24 protein-coding genes are annotated in these 25,938 nt (G+C 66.6%); 18 read left to right on the top strand and 6 right to left on the bottom strand.

From position 1 onward, the window contains the following. The 5 genes from sufD to A5645_RS07975 are packed head-to-tail and all read left to right on the top strand — an operon-like array spanning window position 1 to window position 4,024. On the top strand, window positions 1-1,170 hold the full coding sequence (gene sufD, locus A5645_RS07995; RefSeq protein WP_065129138.1) for a Fe-S cluster assembly protein SufD: 1,170 nt from the start codon (window positions 1-3) through the stop codon (window positions 1,168-1,170). Next, entirely contained in the window at window positions 1,167-1,949 is a 783-nt protein-coding gene (sufC, locus tag A5645_RS07990) for a Fe-S cluster assembly ATPase SufC (protein ID WP_065129137.1), read from the top strand. Before sufD ends, sufC begins: the two co-directional genes overlap by 4 nt. A 1-nt stretch (window position 1,950) precedes the next feature. Beyond that, window positions 1,951-3,195, top strand: a complete 1,245-nt coding sequence (locus A5645_RS07985; protein ID WP_065129136.1) for a cysteine desulfurase — start codon at window positions 1,951-1,953, stop codon at window positions 3,193-3,195. Further along, a complete protein-coding gene (gene sufU / locus A5645_RS07980) occupies window positions 3,192-3,659 on the top strand; it encodes a Fe-S cluster assembly sulfur transfer protein SufU (protein ID WP_155767899.1) in 468 nt (155 codons plus the stop codon). The genes A5645_RS07985 and sufU overlap by 4 nt, the downstream gene beginning before the upstream one ends. Further along, window positions 3,656-4,024, top strand: a complete 369-nt coding sequence (locus A5645_RS07975) for a metal-sulfur cluster assembly factor (RefSeq protein WP_065033748.1) — start codon at window positions 3,656-3,658, stop codon at window positions 4,022-4,024. The genes sufU and A5645_RS07975 overlap by 4 nt, the downstream gene beginning before the upstream one ends. 39 nt (window positions 4,025-4,063) lie before the next feature. Here A5645_RS07975 and A5645_RS07970 read toward each other — a convergent pair whose 3' ends face one another. The 3 genes from A5645_RS07970 to A5645_RS07960 form a co-directional block, all read right to left on the bottom strand. Continuing rightward, window positions 4,064-4,813: a hypothetical protein gene (locus tag A5645_RS07970; protein WP_253866873.1), complete on the bottom strand. Its 750-nt coding sequence runs from the start codon at window positions 4,811-4,813 to the stop codon at window positions 4,064-4,066. A gap of 69 nt (window positions 4,814-4,882) precedes the next feature. After that, window positions 4,883-6,712 (bottom strand): acyl-CoA dehydrogenase, encoded by a 1,830-nt coding sequence (locus tag A5645_RS07965; RefSeq protein ID WP_065129185.1) that lies wholly within the window; start codon window positions 6,710-6,712, stop codon window positions 4,883-4,885. 79 nt (window positions 6,713-6,791) lie between these two features. Further along, window positions 6,792-7,874: a PE family protein gene (locus A5645_RS07960; RefSeq protein ID WP_065129135.1), complete on the bottom strand. Its 1,083-nt coding sequence runs from the start codon at window positions 7,872-7,874 to the stop codon at window positions 6,792-6,794. Window positions 7,875-8,156: 282 nt separating this feature from the next. Between A5645_RS07960 and A5645_RS07955 the strand changes: the two genes are divergently transcribed. From A5645_RS07955 to A5645_RS07935, 5 genes are all read left to right on the top strand, one after another. Then, window positions 8,157-10,172: a heavy metal translocating P-type ATPase gene (locus tag A5645_RS07955; RefSeq protein WP_065129134.1), complete on the top strand. Its 2,016-nt coding sequence runs from the start codon at window positions 8,157-8,159 to the stop codon at window positions 10,170-10,172. Between the two features lie 7 nt (window positions 10,173-10,179). Continuing rightward, window positions 10,180-10,524, top strand: coding sequence for a thioredoxin (gene trxA / locus A5645_RS07950; protein ID WP_065037649.1), 345 nt, complete (start codon window positions 10,180-10,182; stop codon window positions 10,522-10,524). Window positions 10,525-10,560: 36 nt separating this feature from the next. After that, complete coding sequence (locus A5645_RS07945; RefSeq protein ID WP_269199567.1) at window positions 10,561-11,397, top strand: enoyl-CoA hydratase; 837 nt, start codon at window positions 10,561-10,563, stop codon at window positions 11,395-11,397. 31 nt (window positions 11,398-11,428) lie between these two features. After that, complete coding sequence (locus A5645_RS07940) at window positions 11,429-13,057, top strand: ABC-F family ATP-binding cassette domain-containing protein (RefSeq protein WP_065037647.1); 1,629 nt, start codon at window positions 11,429-11,431, stop codon at window positions 13,055-13,057. Window positions 13,058-13,134: 77 nt separating this feature from the next. Next, window positions 13,135-13,326, top strand: a complete 192-nt coding sequence (locus A5645_RS07935) for a helix-turn-helix domain-containing protein (RefSeq protein WP_065037646.1) — start codon at window positions 13,135-13,137, stop codon at window positions 13,324-13,326. 59 nt (window positions 13,327-13,385) lie between these two features. On the opposite strand, the gene A5645_RS07930 is transcribed toward A5645_RS07935, so the two are convergent. Together A5645_RS07930 and A5645_RS07925 are read right to left on the bottom strand one after the other, a co-directional pair. Continuing rightward, complete coding sequence (locus A5645_RS07930) at window positions 13,386-13,961, bottom strand: TetR/AcrR family transcriptional regulator (protein WP_065129133.1); 576 nt, start codon at window positions 13,959-13,961, stop codon at window positions 13,386-13,388. 20 nt (window positions 13,962-13,981) lie between these two features. After that, a complete protein-coding gene (locus A5645_RS07925; RefSeq protein WP_155767898.1) occupies window positions 13,982-16,813 on the bottom strand; it encodes an aconitate hydratase in 2,832 nt (943 codons plus the stop codon). A gap of 265 nt (window positions 16,814-17,078) precedes the next feature. Here A5645_RS07925 and A5645_RS07920 point away from each other — a divergent pair, with 265 nt between their 5' ends. From A5645_RS07920 to A5645_RS07895, 6 genes are all read left to right on the top strand, one after another. Then, on the top strand, window positions 17,079-17,633 hold the full coding sequence (locus A5645_RS07920; protein ID WP_065037658.1) for an Rv1476 family membrane protein: 555 nt from the start codon (window positions 17,079-17,081) through the stop codon (window positions 17,631-17,633). Window positions 17,634-17,867: 234 nt separating this feature from the next. After that, a complete protein-coding gene (gene ripA, locus A5645_RS07915) occupies window positions 17,868-19,295 on the top strand; it encodes an NlpC/P60 family peptidoglycan endopeptidase RipA (protein ID WP_065129131.1) in 1,428 nt (475 codons plus the stop codon). A gap of 9 nt (window positions 19,296-19,304) precedes the next feature. Then, window positions 19,305-20,024 (top strand): NlpC/P60 family peptidoglycan endopeptidase RipB, encoded by a 720-nt coding sequence (gene ripB / locus A5645_RS07910; RefSeq protein WP_065037642.1) that lies wholly within the window; start codon window positions 19,305-19,307, stop codon window positions 20,022-20,024. A gap of 131 nt (window positions 20,025-20,155) precedes the next feature. Then, the gene (gene moxR1 / locus A5645_RS07905) at window positions 20,156-21,280 is read left to right on the top strand and encodes a chaperone MoxR1 (RefSeq protein WP_065037641.1); all 1,125 of its coding nucleotides are present in this window, start codon (window positions 20,156-20,158) and stop codon (window positions 21,278-21,280) included. A gap of 32 nt (window positions 21,281-21,312) precedes the next feature. Further along, on the top strand, window positions 21,313-22,224 hold the full coding sequence (locus A5645_RS07900) for a DUF58 domain-containing protein (RefSeq protein WP_081282339.1): 912 nt from the start codon (window positions 21,313-21,315) through the stop codon (window positions 22,222-22,224). A 31-nt stretch (window positions 22,225-22,255) separates the two neighbouring features. Next, window positions 22,256-23,263, top strand: a complete 1,008-nt coding sequence (locus tag A5645_RS07895) for a VWA domain-containing protein (protein WP_065037639.1) — start codon at window positions 22,256-22,258, stop codon at window positions 23,261-23,263. On the opposite strand, the gene A5645_RS07890 is transcribed toward A5645_RS07895, so the two are convergent. Then, complete coding sequence (locus tag A5645_RS07890) at window positions 23,256-24,188, bottom strand: type IV toxin-antitoxin system AbiEi family antitoxin (RefSeq protein WP_436405476.1); 933 nt, start codon at window positions 24,186-24,188, stop codon at window positions 23,256-23,258. The two genes, A5645_RS07895 and A5645_RS07890, sit on opposite strands and share 8 nt — an antisense overlap. A gap of 148 nt (window positions 24,189-24,336) precedes the next feature. Here A5645_RS07890 and fabG1 point away from each other — a divergent pair, with 148 nt between their 5' ends. Then, window positions 24,337-25,092, top strand: a complete 756-nt coding sequence (gene fabG1 / locus A5645_RS07885) for a 3-oxoacyl-ACP reductase FabG1 (RefSeq protein WP_065037637.1) — start codon at window positions 24,337-24,339, stop codon at window positions 25,090-25,092. A gap of 33 nt (window positions 25,093-25,125) precedes the next feature. Continuing rightward, a complete protein-coding gene (gene inhA, locus A5645_RS07880; protein WP_065129130.1) occupies window positions 25,126-25,935 on the top strand; it encodes an NADH-dependent enoyl-ACP reductase InhA in 810 nt (269 codons plus the stop codon). Window positions 25,936-25,938 lie beyond the last annotated feature (3 nt).

The following is a 25,938-nucleotide window of genomic DNA, read 5'->3' as shown; positions in this document are numbered from 1 at the left end:
ATGACCGCACCCACGGGTTCAGCCGCCGCCGCACTCAACAAAGGAGAGTTGTTCTCCTCCTTCGATGTCGAAGCCTTTGAGGTGCCGCACGGCCGGGATGAGATCTGGCGGTTCACGCCGCTGAAGCGGCTGCGTGGCCTGCACGACGGGTCCGCGCATGCCACTGGCAGCGCCGCGATCACCGTCAGCGAGCACGAAGGCGTACAGACCGAGACGGTGCGTCGCGGCGACGAACGGCTGGGCGAGGGCGGTGTTCCCGCGGACCGCGTTGCCGCACAAGCATTCTCGTCGTTCAACTCAGCGACGCTGGTCGCAATCGCCCGCGACACCCAGGTCGCCGAGCCGGTGAACATCACCGTCACCGGTCCCGGAGCCGGCGCAGTCGCCTACGGGCATCTGCAGATCCGGCTGGCCGAACTCGCCGAGGCCGTCGTCGTCATCGACCACAAGGGCAGCGGAACCTACGCCGACAACGTGGAATTCGTCGTCGAGGACGCCGCCCGCCTCACCGTCATCTCGATCGCCGACTGGGCGGACGACATGGTGCACGTCAGCGCACACCACGCGCGGCTGGGCAAGGACGCGGTGCTGCGCCACGTCACCGTCACCCTGGGCGGCGAGGTGGTCCGGACCTCGACCAACCTGCGGTTCGCCGGGCCCGGCGGCGATGCGGACCTGTTGGGCCTGTACTTCGCCGATGACGGCCAGCACCTCGAATCGCGGCTGCTGGTCGACCACGCCCAGCCCGACTGCCGGTCCAACGTGCTGTACAAGGGCGCGCTGCAGGGGGATCCGTCGTCCCGGCGGCCTGACGCGCACACCGTGTGGGTGGGTGACGTGCTGATCCGCGCCGCCGCCACCGGCACCGACACGTTCGAGATGAACCGCAATCTGGTGCTCACCGACGGCGCCCGCGCCGACTCGGTGCCCAACCTGGAAATCGAGACCGGCGAGATCGTCGGCGCCGGGCACGCCAGCGCCACCGGCCGATTCGACGACGAGCAACTTTTCTATCTGCGCTCCCGGGGCATCCCCGAAGAGCAGGCCCGCCGGTTGGTGATCCGCGGCTTCTTCGGCGAGATCATCGCCAAGATCGCGGTGCCAGAGATCCGGGAGCGCTTGACCGAAGCCATCGAACACGAACTGGAAATAACGGAAAAAACAGCATGACCACATTGGAAATCAAAGACCTGCACGTCAGTGTCGCGGACCCGAACGCCAGCGATGGGCAGCGTGAGATCCCCATCCTCAAGGGTGTCGACCTGACGGTGAGATCCGGTGAGACGCATGCCCTGATGGGTCCCAACGGATCGGGCAAGTCGACACTGTCCTACGCCGTCGCGGGGCACCCCAAGTACCAGGTGACGTCGGGGTCGATCACCTTGGACGGCGCGGACGTGCTGGCGATGAGCGTCGACGAACGGGCGCGGGCCGGGCTCTTCCTGGCCATGCAGTACCCCGTCGAGGTGCCCGGTGTGTCGGTGTCGAACTTCCTGCGGTCGGCCGCCACGGCCATCCGCGGTGAGGCGCCCAAGCTGCGGCACTGGGTCAAAGAGGTCAAGTCGGCGATGGCCGCGCTCGAAATCGACCCGGCATTCGCCGAACGCAGTGTCAACGAAGGCTTTTCCGGCGGTGAGAAGAAGCGCCACGAGATCCTGCAGCTCGAGTTGCTCAAGCCCAAGATCGCCATCCTCGACGAGACCGACTCCGGCCTGGACGTCGATGCGCTGCGTGTGGTGAGCGAGGGCGTCAACCGCTACGCCCAGGCCGAAAACGCCGGCATCCTGCTGATCACGCACTACACCCGCATCCTGCGCTACATCCACCCCGAGTACGTGCACGTCTTCGTCGGCGGTCGCATCGCCGAATCCGGCGGTTCCGAACTCGCCGACGAACTCGAGCAGAACGGGTACGTGCGCTTCACGCAGACGGCGGCAACTGGGGCATAACATGAGCACCGCTCTGGACCTCACGGCGATCCGGGCCGACTTTCCGATCCTCAAGCGCATCATGCGCGGCGGAAGTCAGTTGGCGTACCTCGATTCCGGGGCGACATCGCAGCGGCCGTTGCAGGTGCTCGACGCCGAACGCGAGTTTCTCCTCACCTCCAACGGCGGTGTGCACCGCGGTGCACACCAGTTGATGGAAGAGGCCACCGACGCCTACGAGCAGGGCCGCGCCGACATCGCCGCGTTCGTCGGCGCCGATGCCGACGAACTGGTGTTCACCAAGAACGCCACGGAGTCGCTGAACCTGGTGTCGTATGTGTTGGGGGACAGCCGTTTCGAGCGTGTGGTGGGCCCCGGCGATGTGATCGTCACCACCGAGCTCGAGCACCACGCGAACCTCATCCCGTGGCAGGAGCTGGCCCGCCGCACCGGCGCCACCCTCAAATGGTTCGGGGTGACCGAGGACGGCCGCATCGATTTGGACTCGCTGGAACTCGACCGCAACACCAAAGTCGTTGCCTTCAGCCATCATTCCAACGTGACGGGCGCATTGGCGCCGGTGCCGGAACTGGTCGCGCGAGCCAAGGCCGTCGGCGCACTGACCGTGCTGGATGCCTGCCAGTCGGTGCCGCACCAGCCTGTCGACTTCCACGAGCTGGACGTCGATTTCGCGGCGTTCTCCGGGCATAAGATGCTGGGCCCCAACGGAATCGGGGTGCTGTACGGACGCGGGGCGTTGCTCGCCGCGCTGCCCCCGTTCATCACCGGTGGTTCGATGATCGAGACCGTCACCATGGAGACCTCCACCTACGCGCCGGCCCCGCAGCGCTTCGAGGCCGGCACCCCGATGACCTCGCAGGTGGTCGGTCTGGCCGCCGCCGCGCGCTACCTCGGCGCCATCGGCATGGACGCCGTCGAGGCGCACGAACGCGACTTGGTCGCCCGCGCCATCGACGGGCTGTCCGGCATCGACGGGGTCCGTATCGTCGGCCCGGCGTCGATGGCCGACCGCGGGTCACCGGTCTCGTTCGTGGTCGACGGTGTGCACGCGCACGACGTCGGTCAGGTGCTCGACGACGACGGCGTCGCCGTGCGGGTCGGGCACCACTGCGCGTTGCCGCTGCACCGCAGGTTTGGTTTGGCCGCCACCGCCCGGGCCTCGTTCGCGGTCTACAACACCGCCGAGGAAGTCGAGCGGTTGGTGGCCGGGGTACGCCGGTCGATCGAATTCTTCGGGAGAACCTGACGGTGCGTCTCGAGCAGATCTACCAGGACGTGATCCTGGACCATTACAAACACCCGCATAACCGCGGGCTGCGCGAACCTTTCGCCGCTCAGGTGTCCCACGTCAACCCGGTCTGTGGTGACGAGGTCACGCTGCGAGTCGCGCTCTCTGACGACGGCGCGACCGTCTGCGACATCTCCTACGACGGGCAGGGCTGCTCGATCAGTCAAGCCTCGACCTCGGTGCTGACCGAGCAGGTGATCGGGCAGAGCGTGCCGGAAGCGCTGCGGACCCTCGACGCGTTCACCGAGATGGTCTCCTCGCGCGGGAACGTGCAGGGTGACGAGGACGTTCTGGGTGACGGAGTAGCGTTCGCAGGAGTGGCCAAGTATCCGGCGCGAGTGAAATGTGCGCTGCTCGGCTGGATGGCGTTCAAGGACGCCCTGGCGCAGGCCCACGCGATCCTCGAGGAGGTTGATCAATGAGCGAGACCACCGTGCCCGGTAGCGACACCAGCGCGACCGACCAGAATTTCCTCGCCGAAGTCGAGGAGGCGATGCGCGACGTGGTCGACCCGGAACTGGGCATCAACGTCGTCGACCTCGGCCTGGTCTACGGGATGAATCTCGAAGAGGGCGACGAGGGGACCATCGCGCTCATCGACATGACGCTGACGTCCGCGGCATGCCCGCTGACCGACGTCATCGAAGACCAGTCCCGTTCCGCGCTGGTGGGCGCCGGGCTCGTCGACGAGATCCGGATCAACTGGGTGTGGAATCCGCCGTGGGGTCCGGACAAGATCACCGAAGAGGGCCGCGAGCAGTTGCGCGCCCTCGGTTTCACCGTCTGACATCGACTTCCCAATGCGGTGTCTCGCCTAGCGGGGCGATCACCCGCCGTGCCCGTGCGGCTTCCCGCCGCTGGGTCCGCACTTACCGTCGACCGCCGGTCGCAGCTTGATGGTGGTCGCCTGCAGCACGCCGCCGCTGCCCTGAGTTCCCTGCGCGGTCAGGCACTTACCCGCAGTGATGGCTTGGCTGGTCGCGGCGTTCTGCTTGGTGTAACGCGTCTTGGCGGTGACGGTGACCGAGGCGGGCGTGCTCTTTCCGCTGGTATCGGTGGTCGAAAGATTGATGGTGTTACCAGCAACCGAAGTGGTGGTGCCGCTGACGGCAGTGCGTCTGGCGGGTGTTCCGGGGGAGGGTTCCTTGGGCTGGGGGCATTTGCCGTCGGCCGCCGGGCGAATCCGCACCAGGGTTGCGGTCGCGGGTTGACCGCTGGGCGCTTCCCGGGTCAGCACGGTGACACAGCTGCCCGGGGTGACGTCCGTCAGCACCGCGGGGGTGACATCGGTGATTTTGGTTGACGGCGTGAAATCGACTGTGGCGCTGGTGTTTCCCTGGTCATTTTGTTGCGTCACCTGCGCCGCGCTGCCGGAGACCGAGGCGATGAGTCCGCTGACCCGCGATTGGCCTTCGGGCGGCGGTGCCGCAGCTGTCGTCGACGTGCTCGACGTGGCCGGTGGTGCGGGCGGACCGGCCTTGTTCGACGAGCCGCAGGCGGCGAGCGGCAGTACGGTGATCGCTGCGAGCGTCAGGACGGCGAACCGGGCGGGCCGGCGAGTGCGCGAAGATATCAAAGCTGCTCCAATCGTGGGCTGATCCCAACAAGCGGGTCTACCCGCGGCAGCTTTGTACTAGCTGTGTGTTTAGAAGGCGTCTTCTGGCATGCGCATGATTTCGTCGTCGATGTTCTCGATGACGCTGCGCACCCCACTTAGCTTGGGCAGCATGTTCTTCGCGAAGAACGCCGACACCGCGACCTTGCCCTGATAAAACGCCCGGTCGCTGTCCGACGGTTCGCCCACCAACGCCGCCTGCGCCACGTTGGCCTGGTGCAGCAGTCGCCAGCCGATCAGCAGGTCCCCGACGGCCAGGAGGTAGCGCGTCGAGCCCAAACCCACCTTGTAGATGTCGGTGGGGTGTTGGGCGGCCGACATCAGGTAGCCCATCAGCGCGGTGGTCATGGCCGTCACGTCTTCCAGTGCGCGCTGGACCAATTCGGCCTGATCTTTCAGTGATTCGTCGGTGTTCTCCAGGGTCTTGTTGATCTGAGTCGTCACGTGTTGCAGCGCCTGGCCGTGGTCCCGCACGATCTTGCGGAAGAAGAAGTCCAGCGCCTGAATAGCGGTGGTCCCCTCATAGAGCGAATCGATCTTCGAGTCGCGAATGTACTGCTCGAGGGGATAGTCGGTGAGGAAGCCCGAGCCACCCAGAGTCTGCAGCGACTCGGTCAGGATCTCGTATGCACGTTCGGAGCCCACGCCTTTGACGATGGGCAGCAGCAGATCATCCACACGGTGCGCCATGCCGTGATCGGCACCTGAAACACGTTCCGCCACAGCGTCATCCTGGTGTGCCGCAGCGTAGAGGTACAGCGCCCGCAGGCCCTCGGCGTAGGCCTTCTGGGTCATCAGGCTGCGACGCACATCGGGGTGGTGCATGATCGTCACCCGCGGCGCGGTCTTGTCCGTCATCTGCGTCAGGTCCGCGCCCTGGATCCGTTCCTTGGCGTAGGCGAGGGCGTTCAGGTAGCCGGTGGACAGGGTGCCCGCCGATTTGACGCCGATCGTCATGCGCGCGTGCTCGATGACGGTGAACATTTGCGCTATCCCGTTGTGCACCCCGCCGACCAGATACCCGACGGCAGGCACATCCGTGGCACCGAACGTGACCTCGCACGTGGGCGAGGACTTCAGACCCATCTTGTGTTCGACTCCGGTGACGTATACGCCGTTGCGGGAACCGATTTCGCCGGTTTCCGGGTCGAACAGGTAGTTGGGCACGTAAAACAGGCTCAGGCCTTTGGTGCCGGGGGCGGCGCCCTCGGGCCGTGCCAGCACCAGGTGGAAGATGTTCTCGGCGGTGTCGCCGACGTCGCCGCCGGAGATGAACCGCTTGACGCCCTCGATATGCCAAGTGCCATCGGGCTGTTCGATCGCCTTGGCGCGGCCGGCACCTACGTCAGAGCCGGCATCGGGTTCGGTGAGCACCATGGTGGCCTGCCAACCGCGCTCGATTCCCAAAGCGGCCCAACGCTTCTGCTCGTCGTTGCCTTCGACGAAGAGCGACTGCGAAAACACCGGGCCGAGGTTGAAGAAGCACACGGAAGGGTTGGCGCAGTAGATCATCTCGTTGACGGCCCAGGTCAGTGGCGGGGGAGCGGCCATGCCGCCGATTTCCTCGGCCATGCCGAGGCGCCACCATTCGGCGTCCTTGATCGCCTGCACCGTCTTCACCAACTCCGGAGCGACGCTGATGCTGTGCGTCGCCGGGTCGAACACTGGCGGGTTACGGTCGGCGAAGGCAAACGTTTCGGCGACCGGGCCTTCGGCCAGTCTGGCCGCCTCGGACAGGATCGTGCGGACCGTGTCGACGTCCAGGTCGGCGTAATCACCGGTGCCCAGGACGGCGCCGACATCGAGAACTTCGAGCAGGTTGAACTCGAGATCACGGACGTTGGCGATGTAATGCCCCACTGTGGTTCCTTCCACTCAGGCTGGTGGGTCCTAAGTGTGTCCGACGCGAAAAAACGTACGCAACCGTAAGTAAGGGCTGCTAACCGTTCGCGCCGTTCTGACCGAAGAGCAGCCCGCGTTGGCCGCCGAGGCCGTTTGGCTGGCCGCCCGCTCCGCCGTTGCCGATCAGCAACGCGTTGCCGCCGTTGCCGGCGTTGACGTTGGCATTGCCTCCGGCCCCGCCGTTGCCGATCAGCCCGGCCTGTCCACCGCCCCCACCGATGCCGCCCATCGGTGCGTTGCCACCGGCACCGCCATTGCCGTACAAGAACCCGGCGGAGCCCCCAGCTCCGGCCTGGCCGGCATTGAATTCGGTCCCTCCAGCGCCACCATCGCCTATGAAGAAGGCTCTGCCGCCGTTGCCCGCGCCGCCGAGGGAGCTGCCACCGCCGGCGCCGCCGTTGCCGTACAACAGGCCGCCGTTGCCTCCGCCGCCGCCTGCACCCATCCCGTCGGGGCTGGTACCGCCGACACCGCCATTCCCGAACAGCATCGCGGACCCACCGAGACCGCCGGCGCCGCCGCCACCACCACTGTTGCCACCGGCGCCACCGCCGCCGAAGAGCAGCCCGCCGGCACCGCCGGCACCGCCGTTCGCGCCCAATCCGCCCTTACCGCCGGCCCCGCCGAAACCGAGGAGACCCGCGGCCCCGCCGCTGCCACCGCCTACTCCCACGGCGCCTGACGAGAACCCGTTGCCGCCGTTGCCGATCAGGAGGCCGCCGGCCTGGCCGTTCGGGTTAGCGGCGGTGCCGTCGGCGCCGTTGCCGATCAGCGGACGGCCCAACAGAAGATTGGTAGGCGCATTGATCGCGTCGAGCACCGGTTGTAGGGGACCCAAATTCGTCGCCTCCGCGAGCGCGTAGGCGTTCGCGCCACCGGCCATGGTGCGCACGAATTGCTCATGGAACGACGCAATTTGGGTGCTGATGGCTTGATAGCCCTGAGCGTGTGCGCCGAAGATCGCGGCGACCGCTCTGGAAATTTCATCGGCTCCCGCGGCCACGACGGCGGTGGTCTCAGCTGCCGCCGCCGAATTGGCTTCATTGATCAGCGCACCGACGCGGGACAGATTCCCAGCCGCTTGTGAAACCAAATCAGTATTTGCGACCACGAACGACATCCCGCACCTCCTGCGAAGCGTCTGTAACGGATGAATCCTATCTCCATTCCGCAACGTTGATCACAAAATTTCCCACTCTTTTTAGGCCACGGATTTGCGTGCTCACAGGCCGGTTTCCGGTCGCGGCGCCCAGGCCGGACCGCCATTCACTATTGGCGTCGTATGCCTTGTGCCAGAGGCCAATTCAATGACATACCGAAATACAACCGAGACCTCCGCACGGGCCGGTCTCAATACACTCGGGGCAGCCCGACCGATCCCCACCCCTGCGAGGCCGCCGGAATGACCCTGACCGCCCTGGAAGCGACCGCTTCTGAGGCCACTCTCGCCCGCGTTTCGCCCAGCGTCGGCCGTCCGATGAGTTGGCATGCGGCGCTGTGGTCGGTGATGTCGGTGCGCTGGGCGGCGGTCGCGCTGGTGCTGTTCCTGGCCGGCTCGGTGGCTCAGCTCAACGGTGCGCCGCACGCGGTCTGGTGGACGCTGTATCTCGCCTGCTATCTGGCCGGTGGCTGGGGTTCGGCATGGGCCGGAGCGCAGGCGCTGCGCAACAAGGCGCTCGATGTGGATCTGCTGATGATCGTCGCCGCGATCGGGGCGGTGGCGATCGGACAGATCTTCGACGGTGCGCTGCTGATAGTGATTTTCGCGACCTCCGGCGCCCTCGACGAGGTCGCGACCAAGCACACCGCGGACTCCGTCAAGGGACTTCTGGACTTGGCGCCCGACCGAGCCATCGTGCTCGACGGCGACGGGCGGGAAAGGGCAGTGCCTGCTGCCGAGTTGGTGGTCGGCGACCGCGTCGTGGTCCGGCCCGGCGAACGAATCCCCGCCGATGCCGCCGTGCTGTCGGGCTCTTCAGAAGTCGACCAACGTTCCATCACCGGCGAATCGATGCCGGTGGCCAAGGCAGCCGGAGATGACGTGTTCGCGGGCACCGTTAACGGTTCGGGCGCACTACATCTCGTCGTCACCCGCGACCCGTCGCAGAGTGTGGTCGCCCGGATAGTCCAACTGGTGTCCGAGGCGTCGGCCACCAAAGCTAAAACCCAACTCTTCATTGAACGAATCGAACAGCGCTACTCGCTCGGGGTGGTCGCCGCCACCCTCGCCCTGATCACCATTCCGCTGATGCTGGGCCACCCGCTGCAACCAGTTCTGTTGCGCGCCATGACATTCATGATCGTGGCCTCGCCGTGCGCGGTGGTGCTGGCCACCATGCCGCCGCTGCTGGCCACGGTGGCCAATGCGGGCCGGCACGGGGTTCTGGTCAAGAGCGCGGTGGTGGTGGAACACCTCGCCGACGCCAGCGTCGTCGCAATGGACAAGACGGGCACACTGACCTGTGGCACGCCGCGGCTCACTACCGTCGAGACGCTGCGGCCCGAACTGTTCGACGTGGCCGCGGTTCTCCAATTGGCCGCTGCCGCAGAGCGATCCAGTGAGCATCCGTTGGGGCGCGCCGTCGTAGAGGAGGCGCGGCGCCGTGAGGTCGCGATTCCCGCCGCCGAGGACTTTCGGGCCGTGCCGGGCCGCGGGGTGCGTGCCACCGTGGGCCACGACTTCGTCGAGGTCTGCAATCCGCACGGCTTCCGCCGGGCGGCCCCGGCCGAATTGGCGCCGGTAGTGGCAGCAGGCGCGACCGCCGCCGTCGTGCTCGTCAACGGGCTGGCCGTCGGAGTGCTCGGGCTCACCGATCGAATCCGTTCCGATGCCGCCGCTTCCGTGGCGGCACTGACCGAGCTGACGTCGACGACGCCGGTGTTGTTGACCGGCGACAACGAGCGCGCGGCGCGACGGGTCGCCGCCGAGGCCGGCATCGGCGAGGTGCGCGCCGGGCTGCTGCCCGAGCAGAAGGTCGAGGCGGTGCGCGAGTTGCAGGCCTCGGGTCAGCGGGTGCTCGTCGTTGGCGACGGCGTCAACGATGCCCCCGCGATGGCCGCGGCATGGACTTCGGTGGCCATGGGCGCCGGCGCCGACCTCACCCTGCAGACCGCCGACGCCGTCACCGTCGGCGACGAGCTCCACGCCATCCCGACACTCGTCGCACTGGCCCGGCAAGCTCGCAGGGTGGTGATGGCCAACCTGGCCATCGCAAGTGCTTGCATCACTGTGCTGGTGTTGTGGGACCTGTTCGGGCAGCTCCCGCTGCCGTTGGGGGTGGCGGGCCATGAGGGGTCCACGCTGCTGGTCGCGCTGAACGGCATGCGACTGTTGACCGACCGCAGCTGGCGGGCCGCCATGGCAAGGTTTGCTGGGACGCCGCGGACTCGGGAACAACGCCCAGCCGGCGGGCGTTGAACAGCCTGTGAGCACTCAAGACTTAACTGCTGCGCAGTTCAACGACACCGTCAACGACAACGACATGGTGCTGGTCGACTTCTGGGCCTCTTGGTGCGGACCGTGCCGCGCCTTCGCGCCGACGTTCAAGGCCGCCTCGGAAAACCACCCCGACGTGGTGTTTGCCAAGGTCGACACCGAGGCCGAGCAGGAACTGGCCGCGGCCGCCCAGATCCGCTCGATCCCCACCCTGATGGCGTTCAAGAAGGGCAAGTTGCTGTTCAACCAGCCCGGCGCGCTGCCGCCCGCGGCGCTGGAAGACCTGGTCCAGCAACTCAAGGCCTACGAGTTCGACGAGGCCACCGAAGTCTGAGCCCCCGGCGCACGCGACTTCGTCAGCGCCGCAGCAATCTCGGGCCTGCGTTACCGTTCAAAGGTGAGTTTGGTCCTTCTGGAACATCCGCGGCCCGAGATCGCCCTGATCACCCTCAATCGCCCCGAGCGAATGAATTCCATGGCGTTCGACGTCATGGTGCCGCTCAAGGAGACCCTGGAGCAGGTCACCTACGACAACTCGGTGCGTGTGGTGGTGCTCACCGGTGCCGGGCGCGGCTTCTCTTCGGGCGCTGACCACAAGTCCGCGGGAACCGTCCCGCACGTCGAGGACCTGACCCGCCCGACCTATGCGCTGCGGTCGATGGAGTTGCTCGACGACATCATCCTGGCGCTGCGGCGGCTGCACCAACCGGTCATCGCCGCTGTCAATGGCGCTGCCATCGGCGGAGGGCTGTGCCTGGCGCTGGCCGCCGACATCCGCGTGGCCTCCACCAGCGCTTATTTCCGGGCGGCCGGCATCAACAACGGCCTGACCGCGAGCGAATTAGGGCTGAGCTACCTGCTGCCGAGAGCCATCGGGGCCTCCCGTGCCTTCGAGATCATGCTCACCGGCCGGGACGTCAGCGCCGAGGAGGCGGAGCGGATCGGGCTGGTCTCCTGTCAGGTGCCCGGAGCGCAGTTGCTCGACACCTGCTATGCGATCGCCGCGCGCATCGCGGCGTTCTCGCGGCCCGGAATCGAGTTGACCAAACGCACATTGTGGAGTGGACTGGACGCCGGCAGCCTTGAGGGGCATATGCAGGCCGAGGGCCTGGGACAGCTTTTCGTCCGTCTGCTCACCTCCAACTTCGAAGAAGCGGTTGCTGCGCGCGCGGAGAAGCGCCCGCCGGCTTTCACCGACGACAAGTAAGACAAGCAAGACAAATGACTAGGGAGCGAATGTGATCACGGCTACGGGCCTCGAGGTCCGCGCTGGTGCGCGCATTCTGCTGTCTCCCGATGGGCCCGACCTGCGCGTGCAGCCCGGCGACCGGATCGGACTGGTCGGTCGTAACGGGGCCGGCAAGACGACAACGCTGCGGATCCTGGCGGGGGAGGGCCAACCCTATGCCGGGACGCTCACCCGCAAGGGTGACATCGGCTATCTGCCGCAGGACCCCAAAGAGGGCGACCTGGACGTGCTGGCGCGCGACCGGGTGCTCTCGGCCCGCGGTCTCGACGTGCTGCTCACCGATCTGGAGAAGCAGCAGGCGCTGATGGCCGAGGTCGCCGACGACGCCGCGCGCGACCGCGCCATCCGCCGCTATGGCCAACTCGAAGAGCAATTCGTCGCGCTCGGCGGCTACGGCGCCGAAAGCGAGGCGGGCCGCATCTGCGCCAGCCTCGGTTTGCCCGAACGGGTGCTGACCCAGCAACTGCGCACCCTCTCGGGCGGTCAGCGCCGCAGGGTGGAGCTGGCGCGGATCCTGTTCGCTGCCTCCGACAGTGGGGCCGGGTCGGCCACTACGCTGCTGCTGGACGAGCCGACCAACCACCTCGACGCGGATTCGGTCGGTTGGCTGCGTGACTTCCTGCGGTCCCACACCGGCGGCCTGGTCATCATCAGCCACAACGTGGACCTGCTCGCCGACGTCGTGAACCGGGTCTGGTTCCTCGATGCCGTGCGCGGCGAAGTCGACGTCTACAACATGACCTGGCAGAAGTATCTCGACGCGCGCGCGACCGACGAGCAGCGTCGCCGCCGGGAACGCGCCAACGCCGAGCGCAAGGCGGCAGCGCTGCGCACCCAGGCCGCCAAATTGGGCGCCAAAGCGACCAAAGCCGTTGCCGCACAAAACATGTTGCGCCGTGCCGACCGAATGATGGCCGCCCTGGACGAGGAACGCGTGGCCGACAAGGTGGCCCGGATCAAGTTCCCGACGCCCGCACCGTGCGGCCGTACCCCGCTGGTGGCCAAGGGATTGAGCAAGACTTATGGCTCCCTCGAGGTGTTCACCGGGCTCGACCTGGCCATTGACCGCGGCTCGCGGGTGGTCGTGCTGGGGCTCAACGGCGCGGGCAAGACCACCCTGCTGCGGCTGTTGGCCGGGGTTGAGACACCCGACACCGGCGGTCTGGAGCCCGGGCACGGCATGCGGATCGGGTATTTCGCCCAGGAGCACGACACCCTGGACAACGACGCCACCGTTTGGCAGAACATCCGCCACGCCGCGCCCGAATCGGGTGAGCAGGATCTGCGTGGCCTACTCGGAGCGTTCATGTTCAGCGGCCCGCAACTCGACCAGCCCGCCGGCACGCTGTCCGGTGGTGAGAAGACCCGGCTCGCACTGGCCGGGCTGGTGGCCTCGACGGCCAATGTGTTGCTGCTCGACGAACCGACCAACAACCTCGACCCGGCCTCGCGCGAGCAGGTGCTGGACGCGCTGCGCAGCTACCAGGGCGCGGTGGTGCTGGTGACGCACGACCCGGGCGCGGCCGAGGCGCTGGATCCGCAGCGTGTCCTGCTGCTTCCCGACGGCACCGAGGACTATTGGTCCGAGGAGTACCGGGACCTCATCGAGTTGGCCTGACCGGTTTTGGCAAAACATCCCCAATTCGCCGCGGGATTCTTACCCTGAATGCCAGGGGGTAGCCGTGGAGGTTCTCGATGCGGAAGTCGAAGAAGACCCGCGAGGAGATGTTGCACGAGTTGCGCAACGCCTACGAAAAGGGCGCCAGCATCCGCAACCTGGCGGCTACCACCGGTCGGTCCTACGGGTCGGTCCACAGCATGCTGCGCGAGTCGGGCACCACGATGCGCAGCCGCGGCGGGCCCAACCACCGCGCCCGGCCCCGCTGAACGCGGCGTAGCGCGACTGCGAGAATCCCTTTGCTCGCAGTAGCGCTGCGCTGGTCCGCTCAATCGGTCAAATCGGCTGTGCGCACCGAGTTTTCAACCAGATCCAGCACGGCTGCCAGCCGCTGCGGATCTTCCCCGGAAGCCAACCGGGCCACCAAGCCGTCCAGCACCAGATCCAGATAACAGTGCAGGACGTCACTGGGCACGTCGTCGCGCACCCGTTTGGCCTCCTTCTGGCGGCGCAGCCGTTCGGTGGTCGCGGCGGCGAGTTCCGCCGACCGCTCGGCCCAGCCGCGGCTGAACTCCGGGTCGTGGCGCAGCTTGCGGGCGATCTCCAGGCGAGTGGCCAACCAGTCGAATTGTTCGGGCGTGGCAAGCATGTTGCGCATCACCTGAATCAGCCCCTCGCGCGACGCGACTTCCGCCATTCGTTGGGTGTCCTCGCTCGCCAGCGCGAAGAACAGGGCGTCCTTGTCCCGGTAGTGGTGGAAGATCGCGCCGCGCGACATCCCGATCGCCTGCTCCAACCGTCGCACCGTGGCTTGGTCGTAGCCGTACTCGGCGAAACAGCGGCGGGCACCGTCGAGGATCTGACGGCGCCGGGCCTCCAGATGGTCCTCGCTGACTTTGGGCACGAGCGGGTCTGGTGTGGCCGCTAGCCAGACTTGAGCATGTTGCGCAGCACGTACTGCAGGATGCCCCCGTTGCGGTAGTAGTCGGCCTCTCCGGGTGTGTCGATCCGCACGACGGCGTCGAACTCGACCGGGTCTCCGGAGTCCTTGCTGGCCTTGACCTTCACCGTCTTCGGTGTCTTCCCGTTGTTGAGCTCCTCGATACCGGTGATGTCGAACACCTCGGTCCCGTCGAGCCCCAGGTCCTTGGCGGACTTGCCGTCCGGGAACTGCAGCGGGATCACGCCCATGCCGATCAGGTTGGAGCGGTGGATGCGCTCGAACGACTCGGCGATCACCGCGCGCACCCCGAGCAGCCGCGTCCCCTTGGCCGCCCAGTCCCGCGACGATCCGGACCCGTACTCCTTACCGCCCAGTACCACTAGCGGAATGTCCTGTGCCGCATAGTTTTGCGCCGCGTCGTAAATGAAGGCCTGCGGCGCTTTTCCATCCTCGGAGTCCTGGGTGAAGTCGCGGGTGTAGCCGCCCGACACGTCGTCCAGCAGCATGTTGCGCAACCGGATGTTGGCGAACGTGCCGCGAATCATCACCTCGTGGTTGCCGCGTCGGGAACCGAAGGAGTTGTAATCCTTGCGCTCCACGCCGTGCTCGTCGAGGTACTGCGCGGCCGGGGTGCCCGGCTTGATGCTGCTGGCGGGGGAGATGTGGTCGGTGGTCACCGAATCACCTAGCAGGGCAAGCACTCTGGCGCCGGCGATATCGGCCACCGGCTCGGGCTCGGCGGGCATGCCGTCGAAGTACGGAGGCTTACGCACATAGGTCGAGTCCGGGTCCCACTCGAAGGTGTTGCCGCTCGGCGTCGGCAGGTTCTGCCACCGCTCGTCACCCTTGAACACATCGGCGTAGTTGCTGGTGAACATCTCCTGGTTGATCGCCGAGGCGATGGTGTCCGAGACGTCCTTCTGCGACGGCCAAATGTCCTTCAAGAAGACGTCATTGCCGTCTTTGTCCTTACCCAGCGGGTCGGATTCGAAGTCGAAGTCCATGGTGCCGGCCAGGGCGTAAGCGACCACCAACGGCGGCGAAGCCAGGTAGTTCATCTTCACATCCGGGTTGATCCGGCCTTCGAAGTTCCGGTTCCCGGACAGCACCGCGGCCACGGAAAGGTCGTTGTCGTTGACCGCCTTGGAGATCTCGTCAGGCAGCGGACCGGAGTTACCGATGCAGGTGGTGCAGCCGTAGCCCACCAGGTAGAAGCCCAGCTTCTCCAGATACGGCCACAGACCGGCTTTTTCGTAGTAGTCGTTGACGACCTGCGAGCCCGGCGCCATGGTTGTCTTCACCCACGGCTTGGAGGCGAGGCCCTTCTCGACGGCGTTGCGGGCCAGCAGCGCCGCGCCCAGCATCACCTCGGGGTTGGACGTGTTGGTGCACGACGTGATCGCGGCGATCACCACCGCGCCGTGGTCGAGGACGAATTCGCCACGCTCGTCGGACTTCACCGTCACCGGGTTGCTCGCCCGGCCCTGGGCGTTCTGGGCTGCGGAGAACACCTCGGGCTTGTCGTCGGCGTGCCCGTTCTGCGGCTGTCCGGGGTCGCTGGCCGGGAAGGATTCATCGACCGCCTCGTCCAGCTTGGAGTAGTCCTTCTTGTCCGGGTCGTCCCCGACGTAGTTCGGAATCTGTTCGCGGAACGCAGCTTTCGCTGCCGAAAGCGCGATCCGGTCCTGTGGCCGCTTGGGCCCGGCGATCGACGGCACCACCTCGGACAGGTCCAGCTCGAGGTATTCGGAGAACGCCGGCTCGCGCTCGGGGTTGTGCCACAGGCCCTGCTCCTTGGCGTAGGCCTCGACCAGCGCCAGCTGCTCCTCGCTGCGCCCGGTGAACTTCAGGTAGTCGATGGTTTCCTGGTCGATCGGGAAAATCGCTGCGGTGGAGCCGAATTCGGGGCTCATGTTGCCCAGGGTGGCGCGGTTGGCCAGCGGCACCTCGGCCACGCCCTCGCCGTAGAACTCGACGAACTTGCCGACGACGCCGTGCTTGCGCAGCATCTCGGTCACCGTGAGCACCACGTCGGTGGCGGTGACACCCGGCTGGATCTCACCGGTCAGCTTGAACCCGACGACCCGGGGGATCAGCATCGACACCGGCTGGCCGAGCATCGCCGCCTCAGCCTCGATGCCGCCGACACCCCAGCCCAGGACGCCGAGGCCGTTGACCATGGTCGTGTGGCTGTCGGTGCCCACACAGGTGTCGGGGTAAGCCTGTCCGTTGCGGGTCATCACCACGCTGGCCAGGTACTCGATGTTGACCTGGTGCACGATGCCGGTGCCCGGGGGAACCACCTTGAAGTCGTCGAAAGCGCCTTGGCCCCAGCGCAGGAACTGGTAACGCTCGCCGTTGCGCTCGTATTCGATCTCGACGTTGCGCTCGAAAGCGTCGGCGGTGCCGAACAGGTCGGCGATCACCGAGTGGTCGATCACCAGGTCGGCCGGGGCGAGCGGGTTGACCTTGTCGGGATCACCGCCCAGGTCGCCGACGGCCTCGCGCATGGTGGCCAGGTCGACGATGCAGGGCACCCCGGTGAAGTCCTGCATGACCACCCGGGCCGGCGTGTATTGGATTTCGATGCTCGGTTCGGCTTCGGGGTCCCAGTTCGCGATGGCCTCGATGTGTTCCTTGGTGATGTTGCTGCCGTCCTCGTTACGCAGCAGATTCTCGGCCAGGACCTTGAGGCTGTAGGGGAGTTTCTCCGTGTTGGGGACCGCGTCGAGACGATAGATCTCGTAGCTGTTGTCACCGACCTCAAGGGTGTCGCGGGCTTCGAACGAATTCACCGAACCTTTGCTAGTCACATCAACTCCCTGGATTAAGTTCTCTTCGCCGGCGGGCCGTGCCGACGAATGCGGTGCCACTTTAACAGTACGCTTGTCCTGCAATACGCAGCACCCGTACCGGCCAGTCTTGTCCTGTCGGCTCGGCGTGGGAAGCCCCGGGTACTACGCCGACCGGGGCGCCGACCGATACGCTGCCCAGCGCGCCGATCGTCACACTAGAGTGACGGCCGTGGTCGAGCGTCACGCCAGCGTGACGTTCGGGCTGAGAGGAGCGACGACGACGATGAGCAACCTGCCGCAGACGATCCCCTTTCTGCCGGAATACATTCCGCAGGACGTGGACATCGAGTCAATCAAGGCGCAGGTCGCCGTCGACGGCGTCGCCGCGGCGCCGGCAGCCGAGCCCGGCCTGCTCGAAGTTGTCAACCAGGCTCGTGGCGACGGCATCAACCTCAAGATCGTCCTGCTCGACCACAACCCGCCCAGCGACACCCCGCTGCGCGACATCGCGACCGTCGTCGGCGCCGACCACCCCGATTCCACGGTGCTGGTGCTCAGCCCGAGCTATGTCGGCAGCTACAGCTCGCACTACCCGCGCGTGACGCTCGAGGCCGGTGAAGACCACTCCAAAACCGGCAATCCCACCCAGTCTGCGCAGAACTTTCTGAACGAACTCAACACCCCCGAGTTCCCTTGGACGGCGTTGACGATCGTCCTGCTGATCGTGGTGTTCGCCGCCGCCGTCGTCGGCCGGGTCATGCAGCTCCGCAACAGGCAGCCAGCAACGTCAGCAGCCCCGACGGAAATCGCTGCCGACGCAGAAAAGCCGAGCGTCTAGCAAGCTCACTGCCCTTTTAGCGCTGCCGCCGCAGCGCCCGCGCCGCTAGTGCGGCAAACCCGCCAGGTCACTGTTGGGTCACAGTAAACGCACTTCCAGAGTGCAATTTGTGACTTGCGTTTCTTTGGGGACAGCTGTGACGTACGGTGCGAATGATGCTTGTGATGCTAATGGCGCTACCAGTGCATTTCGGCGCCGTCCGTCCGATATGAGCCCCAAGGAGATCGACGTCGTATGAGACGGACAAGCCCCAGCTCTGCTTCGCGAACCGCCGCCAGGCTGATACGACCAGCCGTCCCGGTGGTAATGAGCGCGGCGTTGCTGTTCTGCACGCCCGAGCTCGCCACCGGGGTCGCCTGGGCGGATCCCGCCGCCGATTCGATCGCGGTCCTGATCGCCAACGTCGCCAAGGCCAACCAGCGCCTGGAAGATCTGAGCGCCGCAGTAGAGATGGAGCAGGAGAGCGTCAACAAGGCGTTGGTGGCCGTCGAGGACGCCCGCGAACACGCCGAGGTGGCCGGCCGAGAACTCGAGGCCACCCAGCAGTCGGTCAAGGACGCGACCGCCGCGATCGCCGCGGCCCAACACCGGTTCGACACCTTCGCCGCGGCTACCTATATGAACGGCCCCTCCGACGGCTACCTCACCGCGCGCAGCCCCGAGGACATGATCGCCGCGGCGACCGCCACCCGGACCATGGCCGCCGGCGCCGCGGCCGTGATGGCCAAGCTGGAGCGGGCCCGCACCGAACAGCTGAACAAGGAATCGGCCGCGCGGCTGGCCAAGGAGAAGGCCGACAAGGCCGCGGCGGACGCCAAAGCCAGCCAGGACGCGGCGGCGGCCGCGCTCAGCGAGACCCAGCGCAAGTTCGACGAGCAGCGTGAGGAAGTCAACCGCGCCGCCGCCGAACGCGAACGGGCCGAAGCCAAGCTGCAGCAGGCCCGGCTGGTGGCGTGGCAGGCCACCGGTGGGCAGGGCACGCCGCCGAGCGGCATGTGGGACTCCGCCGACGGTCCCGGCGGTGGGCGCCGCTGGGACGGCTGGGACCCCACCCTGCCGCAGGTCCCCAGCGCCAACATCCAAGGCGACCCGATCGCCGTGGTCAACCAGGTGCTCGGATATTCGGCTACGTCGGCGCAGGTCACCGCGCAGATGGGCCGCAACTTCCTACAGCAGTTGGGCATCCTGAAGCCCAACGACACCGGCATCACCAACGCACCCTCGGGAGCGACGTCGGGCCGGATCCCGCGGGTCTACGGCCGGCAGGCCTCCGAGTACGTCATCCGTCGCGGCATGTCCCAGATCGGCGTGCCGTACTCCTGGGGTGGCGGCAACGCCGCCGGCCCAAGCAAAGGAATCGACTCCGGGGCCGGCATCACCGGCTTCGACTGTTCGGGCCTGGTGCTGTACTCGTTCGCCGGGGTGGGCATCAAGCTGCCGCACTACTCCGGCTCGCAGTACAACCTCGGCCGCAAGATCCCGACCGCTCAGATGCGCCGCGGCGACGTCATCTTCTACGGGCCGGGCGGCAGTCAGCACGTGACCATCTACCTCGGCGACGGCCAGATGCTCGAGGCGCCCGACATCGGTCTGAAGGTCCGGACCGCCCCGGTGCGCACCAGCGGTATGACGCCCTTCGTAGTCCGCTATATCGAGTATTAACGAGGTTTCATGCGTCACAAGCGAATTCGTTTCTCCCTAGCCTGGATCACCGTGTTGGTGACCGGGCTTTTGCTCGCTGTGGCCGCCCCGGCCGCGGCCGACCCGGGGGAGTGGGACCCGACCCTGCCGGCCGCGATCAGCGCCGGCGCTCCTGGCGACCCGCTAGCCGTCGCCAACGCCTCGCTGCAGGCCACCGCTCAAGCCACCCAGACCACCCTGAACCTGGGTCAGCAGTTTCTCAGCGGGTTGGGCATCAACCTGGGCGGCCCCGCCGCGCCGGCCGCGTCGACCAACACCAGCGGCAGCCGCATCCCGCGGGCAAACGGCAGGCAGGCCATCGAGCACGTGATCAAGCGCGCCGGGTCCCAGATGGGCGTCCCTTACTCGTGGGGCGGCGGCTCGCTGGAGGGCCCCAGCAAGGGCGTGGACGACGGGGCGAACATCAACGGCTTCGACTGCTCGGGGCTGATGCGGTACGCGTTCGCCGGCGTCGGTGTGCTGATCCCGCGGTTCTCCGGCGACCAGTACAACGCCGGGCGCCACATTCCGCAGAACGAGGCCAGGCGGGGCGACCTCATCTTCTATGGGCCGAACGGCAGCCAGCACGTCACCATGTATCTGGGCAACGGGCAGATGCTGGAGGCTTCCAGCCTGGCCGGCAAGGTCACCATCAGTCCGGTGCGCAAGCCCGGGATGACGCCCTATCTGACTAGGATCATCGAGTACTGAGCCGGGTGGGCTGCTTGACCGTGCGTCGACGGATCCCCAGACGCCTGGAATAGTTGAACGCGGGCACGTCGCTGCCCGGTGACATTAGTCGGGTCGGCAGTCGTGTCGGGATGAGCTGTGGAGGGTTGTTGATGACATCAGCAGGAGGCGGTTACCCGGGTCCGGGTGGGCATTCGGCCCCGCCGACCCAGGAGGCGCACGTAAGTGGCTCTCCAGGCGGCTCGGATGGCCTGGCTGCCGAGGTACACACCCTCGAGCGGGCCATCTTCGAGGTCAAGCGGATCATCGTCGGCCAGGACCAGCTGGTGGAGCGCATGCTGGTCGGCCTGCTGGCCAAGGGCCACGTGCTGCTCGAAGGTGTGCCCGGCGTCGCCAAGACCCTGGCTGTGGAGACCTTCGCGCGCGTGGTCGGCGGCAGCTTCGCCCGTATCCAGTTCACCCCGGACCTGGTGCCTACGGACATCGTCGGTACCCGCATCTACCGGCAGGGCAAGGAGGAGTTCGACACCGAGCTCGGCCCGGTGGTGGTCAACTTCCTGCTCGCCGACGAGATCAACCGTGCCCCGGCAAAGGTTCAGTCGGCGCTGCTCGAGGTGATGGCCGAACGCCACGTGTCCATCGGCGGTAAGACCTTCCCGCTGCCCAATCCGTTCCTGGTGATGGCAACCCAGAACCCGATCGAGCAGGAGGGTGTCTACCCCCTGCCCGAGGCGCAGCGCGACCGCTTCCTGTTCAAGATCAACGTGGGCTACCCGTCCCCCGAGGAGGAGCGGGAGATCATCTACCGGATGGGCGTGACCCCGCCGCAGCCCAAGCAGATCCTCAACACCGGCGACCTGCTGCGGCTGCAGACCGTCGCCGCCAACAGCTTCGTGCACCACGCGCTGGTCGACTACGTCGTCCGGGTGGTGACCGCAACGCGGCACCCCGAACAGCTGGGCATGAACGACGTCAAGACCTGGATCGCGTTCGGCGCCTCGCCGCGCGCCTCGCTGGGCATCATCGCCGCATCCCGAGCCCTGGGCCTGGTGCGGGGGCGTGACTACGTGATCCCGCAGGACATCATCGACGTCATCCCCGACGTGCTGCGGCACCGGTTGGTGCTCACCTACGATGCGCTCGCCGACGAGATCACCGCTGAGACCGTGATCAACCGAGTCCTGCAGACCGTGGCGCTGCCGCAAGTGAACGCCGTTCCGCAGCAAGGACATTCGGTTGGCCCGGTGATGCAGGGCGCCGCGGCGGGCGGTCGGTGACAGATAAGAAGGCGGTTCGCCATCCGCCCTCGATGCTGCGCGGCACCATCGACGACCCGAAGTTGTCGGCGGCGCTGCGTACCCTCGAACTGACCGTCAACCGCAAGCTGGACGGCATCCTGCACGGCGATCACCTCGGTCTCATCCCGGGCCCGGGCAGTGAGCCCGGGGAGTCGCGGGTTTACCAGCCCGGTGACGATGTGCGCCGAATGGACTGGGCCGTCACCGCGCGTACCACCCACCCGCACGTTCGGCAGATGATCGCCGACCGGGAGCTGGAGACCTGGCTCGTGGTCGACATGTCGGCGAGCCTGGACTTCGGTACGTCCACGTGCGAGAAACGGGACCTGGCAGTGGCGGCCGCGGCCGCGATCTGTTTTCTCAACGTTGGCGGCGGCAACCGGCTGGGTGCGCTGATCTCTAACGGCGACAACATGATTCGGGTGCCGGCCCGCTCCGGGCGGGAGCATGTTCACACCTTGCTGCGCACCATTGCTACCACCCCCAAGGCGCCGGTCGGGGTGCGCGGTGACCTCGCCGCGGCCATCGACGCCCTGCGCCGACCCGAACGGCGTCGCGGCATGGCGGTGATCATCAGCGACTTCCTCGGGCCGATCGACTGGATGCGGCCGCTGCGCGCGATCGCGGCCCGCCACGAGGTGCTGGCCGTCGAAGTGCTCGATCCGCGTGACGTCGAATTACCCGATATCGGTGACGTGGTGCTGCAGGACGCCGAATCCGGGGCTGTGCGCGAATTCACCATCGACACGCAGTTGCAAACCGATTTCGCCAGAGCCGCCGCCAAGCACCGCGACGACGTGGCCCGCACCATCCGCGGGTGTGGCGCACCGGTGATGACGCTGCGCACCGACCGCGACTGGATCGCCGACATCGTTCGTTTCATCTCCTCCCGCCGGCGTGGGGCGATGGCGGGACGCCGGTGACCGATTTGCTCACCTTTAAGACGGGTCTGTTATGACGTTTCCGTTACTGGGGCCGATGACACTGTCCGGCTTCGAACACTCGTGGTTTTTCCTGTTCCTGTTCGTCGTCGCCGGGCTGGTTGCGCTGTATGTGGTGCTGCAGCTGGCGCGACAGCGGCGGATGTTGCGCTTCGCCAATATGGAGTTGCTGGAAAGCGTTGCGCCCAAACGCCCTTCGCGCTGGCGGCACATACCGGCGATTCTGTTGGCGCTCTCGCTGGTGTTGTTCACCGTGGCCATGGCTGGGCCGACGAACGACGTCCGGATCCCGCGTAACCGCGCGGTGGTGATGCTGGTGATCGACGTATCGCAGTCGATGCGCGCCACCGACGTCGAGCCCAATCGGATGGTCGCGGCCCAGGAGGCCGCCAAGCAGTTCGCCGACGAGCTCACCCCGGGGATCAACCTCGGCCTGATCGCCTACGCCGGAACCGCGACGGTGCTGGTGTCGCCGACCACCAACCGAGAAGCCACCAAGGCCGCCCTGGACAAGTTGCAGTTCGCCGACCGCACCGCCACCGGTGAGGGCATCTTCACCGCGCTGCAGGCCATCGCCACCGTCGGCGCCGTGATCGGCGGCGGCGACACGCCACCGCCCGCGCGCATCGTGCTGTTCTCCGACGGTAAAGAGACGATGCCGACCAACCCGGACAACCCCAAAGGCGCCTTCACCGCCGCGCGCACCGCCAAGGACCAGGGCGTACCCATCTCCACGATCTCGTTCGGCACGCCGTACGGTTTCGTCGAGATCAACGACCAGCGCCAGCCGGTGCCCGTCGATGACGAGACGTTGAAGAAGGTCGCCCAGCTTTCCGGCGGAAACGCTTACAACGCCGCGACTCTGGCCGAGTTGAAGGCGGTCTACGCCTCCCTGCAGCAGCAGATCGGCTACGAGACCATCAAGGGTGACGCGAGCGTGGGCTGGCTGCGGCTCGGCGCCTTCGTGCTGGCGATCGCCGGCCTGGCGGCGCTGCTGATCAACCGGCGTTTGCCTACCTAGCTTTCTCGGGTCGCGAGCCGAACCTGGCTGCGATTTTTGGGCGCGGATTTAGCAGTGTGGTTTGGTTCGTGAGCTTGTCATGGACTCCTCGGGCCAGTCGGGCCTGCCGAACCCGATCAACGACGTCGGTGGGATGGTCTCCGGCTAAAACCCGCACCACGATCCAGCCGTAGCTGTGTGTCACCTTTTCGTACCGTCGGATGTCTTTCCGAACGTGGTAACGATTGGTCAGGTGGTGGTCGCCGTCATACTCGGCGGCGACCTTGATGTCCTCCCAGCCCATGTCCAAATACGCCTCCGCCCAACCCCATTCGTTGCACACTGCGATCTGTGTCCGTGGGCGTGGGAAGCCCGCGCGGATCAACAGCAGCCGCAACCAGGTCTCCTTCGGTGACTGCGCACCGCCGTCGACCAGTTCGAGGGCGACTCGCGCGGTTTTGATGCCCCGTCGGCCCCGATACCGCTCGACCAGCAACTCGACGTCCGCAACCTTGACGTCGGTAGCCTGCACCAGGGCGTCGACCGCGGCGACGGCGGTGTCGAGCGGTAACCGGCTGGCGAGGTCCAGGGCGGTCCGCTCGGCAGTGGTGACCCGCATGCCGTCGATCAGACAGATCTCGTCGGGCTCGATGCGGTCTTCCCAGGTCTGAACGCCCGGCTCGCGGCGGCTATTGGCATGAATGATCGACGCCGGGAGGTCGGGGCCGATCCACTTGGCGCCGTGCAGGGCGGACGCCGAGTAGCCCGCCAGCACGCCGCGCCCGCGCGACCGCAGCCACAACGCCCTCGCTCGAAGGTGCGCGGTCAGTTCGACATCGCGCGGCACATACACGTCCTTGTGTATGGCCATGAAGCGACTACGCAGTTGATAGGGCGTCAACGCGCCCACAGCCAGGGCTTTACTGCCCGTGAAGGGAGCTGTCATGGTCGAAGTGTGCTGCGTCACACTGACAGCGATCCACGAGCCGAACCGCACGGCGAAATTCAGCGCCGGATTTCGCAGCCTGGTTCGGCTGGCAGGTCGGGAGCGAGCCGATTTCAAGGCAACCATGGCAAGGCGATAGGTTGACGGGGTGACTGACACAGCCACTGAAGCCGCCCCAACCGTCGGCAAACCCCCATTCGTATCCCGTTCAGTCCTGGTCACCGGCGGAAACCGGGGTATCGGGCTGGCGATCGCGCAGCGGTTGGCCGCTGACGGGCACAAGGTCGCCGTCACCCACCGCGGATCCGGGGCGCCCGAGGGCCTCTTCGGCGTCGAGTGCGATGTCACAGACAACGACGCCGTCGACCGCGCCTTCAAAGAGGTCGAGGAGCACCAGGGTGCGGTCGAGGTGCTGGTGTCCAACGCCGGCATTTCCGCGGACGCCTTCCTGATCCGGATGACCGAGGAGCGCTTCCAGAAGGTCATCGACGCGAACCTCACCGGGGCGTTCCGGGTGACCCAGCGGGCCTCGCGCAGCATGCAGAAGAAGCGGTTCGGCCGGATCATCTACGTCGGCTCGGTCTCGGGCAGCTGGGGGATCGGCAACCAGGCTAATTACGCGGCTTCCAAGGCGGGCCTGATCGGCATGGCCCGCTCGATCTCCCGCGAGCTGTCCAAGGCCGGAGTCACCGCGAACGTCGTCGCCCCCGGATACATCGACACCGAGATGACCCGGTCACTGGATGAGCGGATCCAAGAAGGGGCACTGCAATTCATCCCAGCCAAGCGTGTCGGCACCGCCGCCGAGGTCGCCGGCGTGGTCAGCTTCCTCGCGTCCGAGGATGCGAGCTACATCGCCGGCGCCGTCATCCCGGTCGACGGCGGCATGGGCATGGGCCACTGATTCCACTCAAGACACGAGGACATTAGGACAGACATGGCAGGACTGCTCGAAGGCAAACGAATCCTGGTCACCGGGATCATCACCGACTCGTCGATCGCGTTCCACATCGCCCGGGTCGCACAGGAACAGGGCGCTCAACTGGTGCTGACCGGGTTCGACCGGTTGCGGCTGATCCAGCGCATCGCCGACCGGCTACCGGAGAAGGCGCCGCTGCTCGAACTCGATGTGCAGAACGAGGAGCACCTGTCGACGCTGGCCGATAGGGTGCTGGCCGAGATAGGAGAGGACAACCGGCTCGACGGCGTCGTGCACTCGATCGGGTTCATGCCGCAGACCGGCATGGGCATCAACCCGTTTTTCGAGGCGCCCTACGAGGACGTCTCCAAGGGCATCCACATCTCCGCCTACTCCTACGCATCGCTGGCCAAGGCGCTGTTGCCGATCATGAACCGCGGCGGAGCCATCGTGGGCATGGACTTCGACCCCACCCGCGCGATGCCGGCCTACAACTGGATGACGGTCGCCAAAAGCGCCCTGGAATCGGTCAACCGGTTCGTGGCCCGCGAGGCCGGCCAGGTTGGTGTGCGCTCGAATCTCGTTGCAGCCGGGCCGATCCGGACCCTGGCGATGAGCGCCATTGTCGGTGGCGCGCTCGGCGAGGAGGCCGGAGCCCAGATGAAGCTGCTTGAGGACGGCTGGGACCAGCGCGCTCCGATCGGCTGGGACATGAAGGACCCGACCCCGGTTGCCAAGACGGTGTGTGCGGTGCTGTCCGAATGGTTGCCGGCCACAACGGGTGACATCATTTACGCCGACGGCGGCGCCCACACCCAGTTGCTATAGGCA

Origin of the sequence: Mycobacterium asiaticum (assembly GCF_001673635.1) — a bacterium.
Taxonomy (GTDB): domain Bacteria; phylum Actinomycetota; class Actinomycetes; order Mycobacteriales; family Mycobacteriaceae; genus Mycobacterium; species Mycobacterium asiaticum_C.
This window is presented reverse-complemented; position numbering and strand designations above follow the sequence as displayed.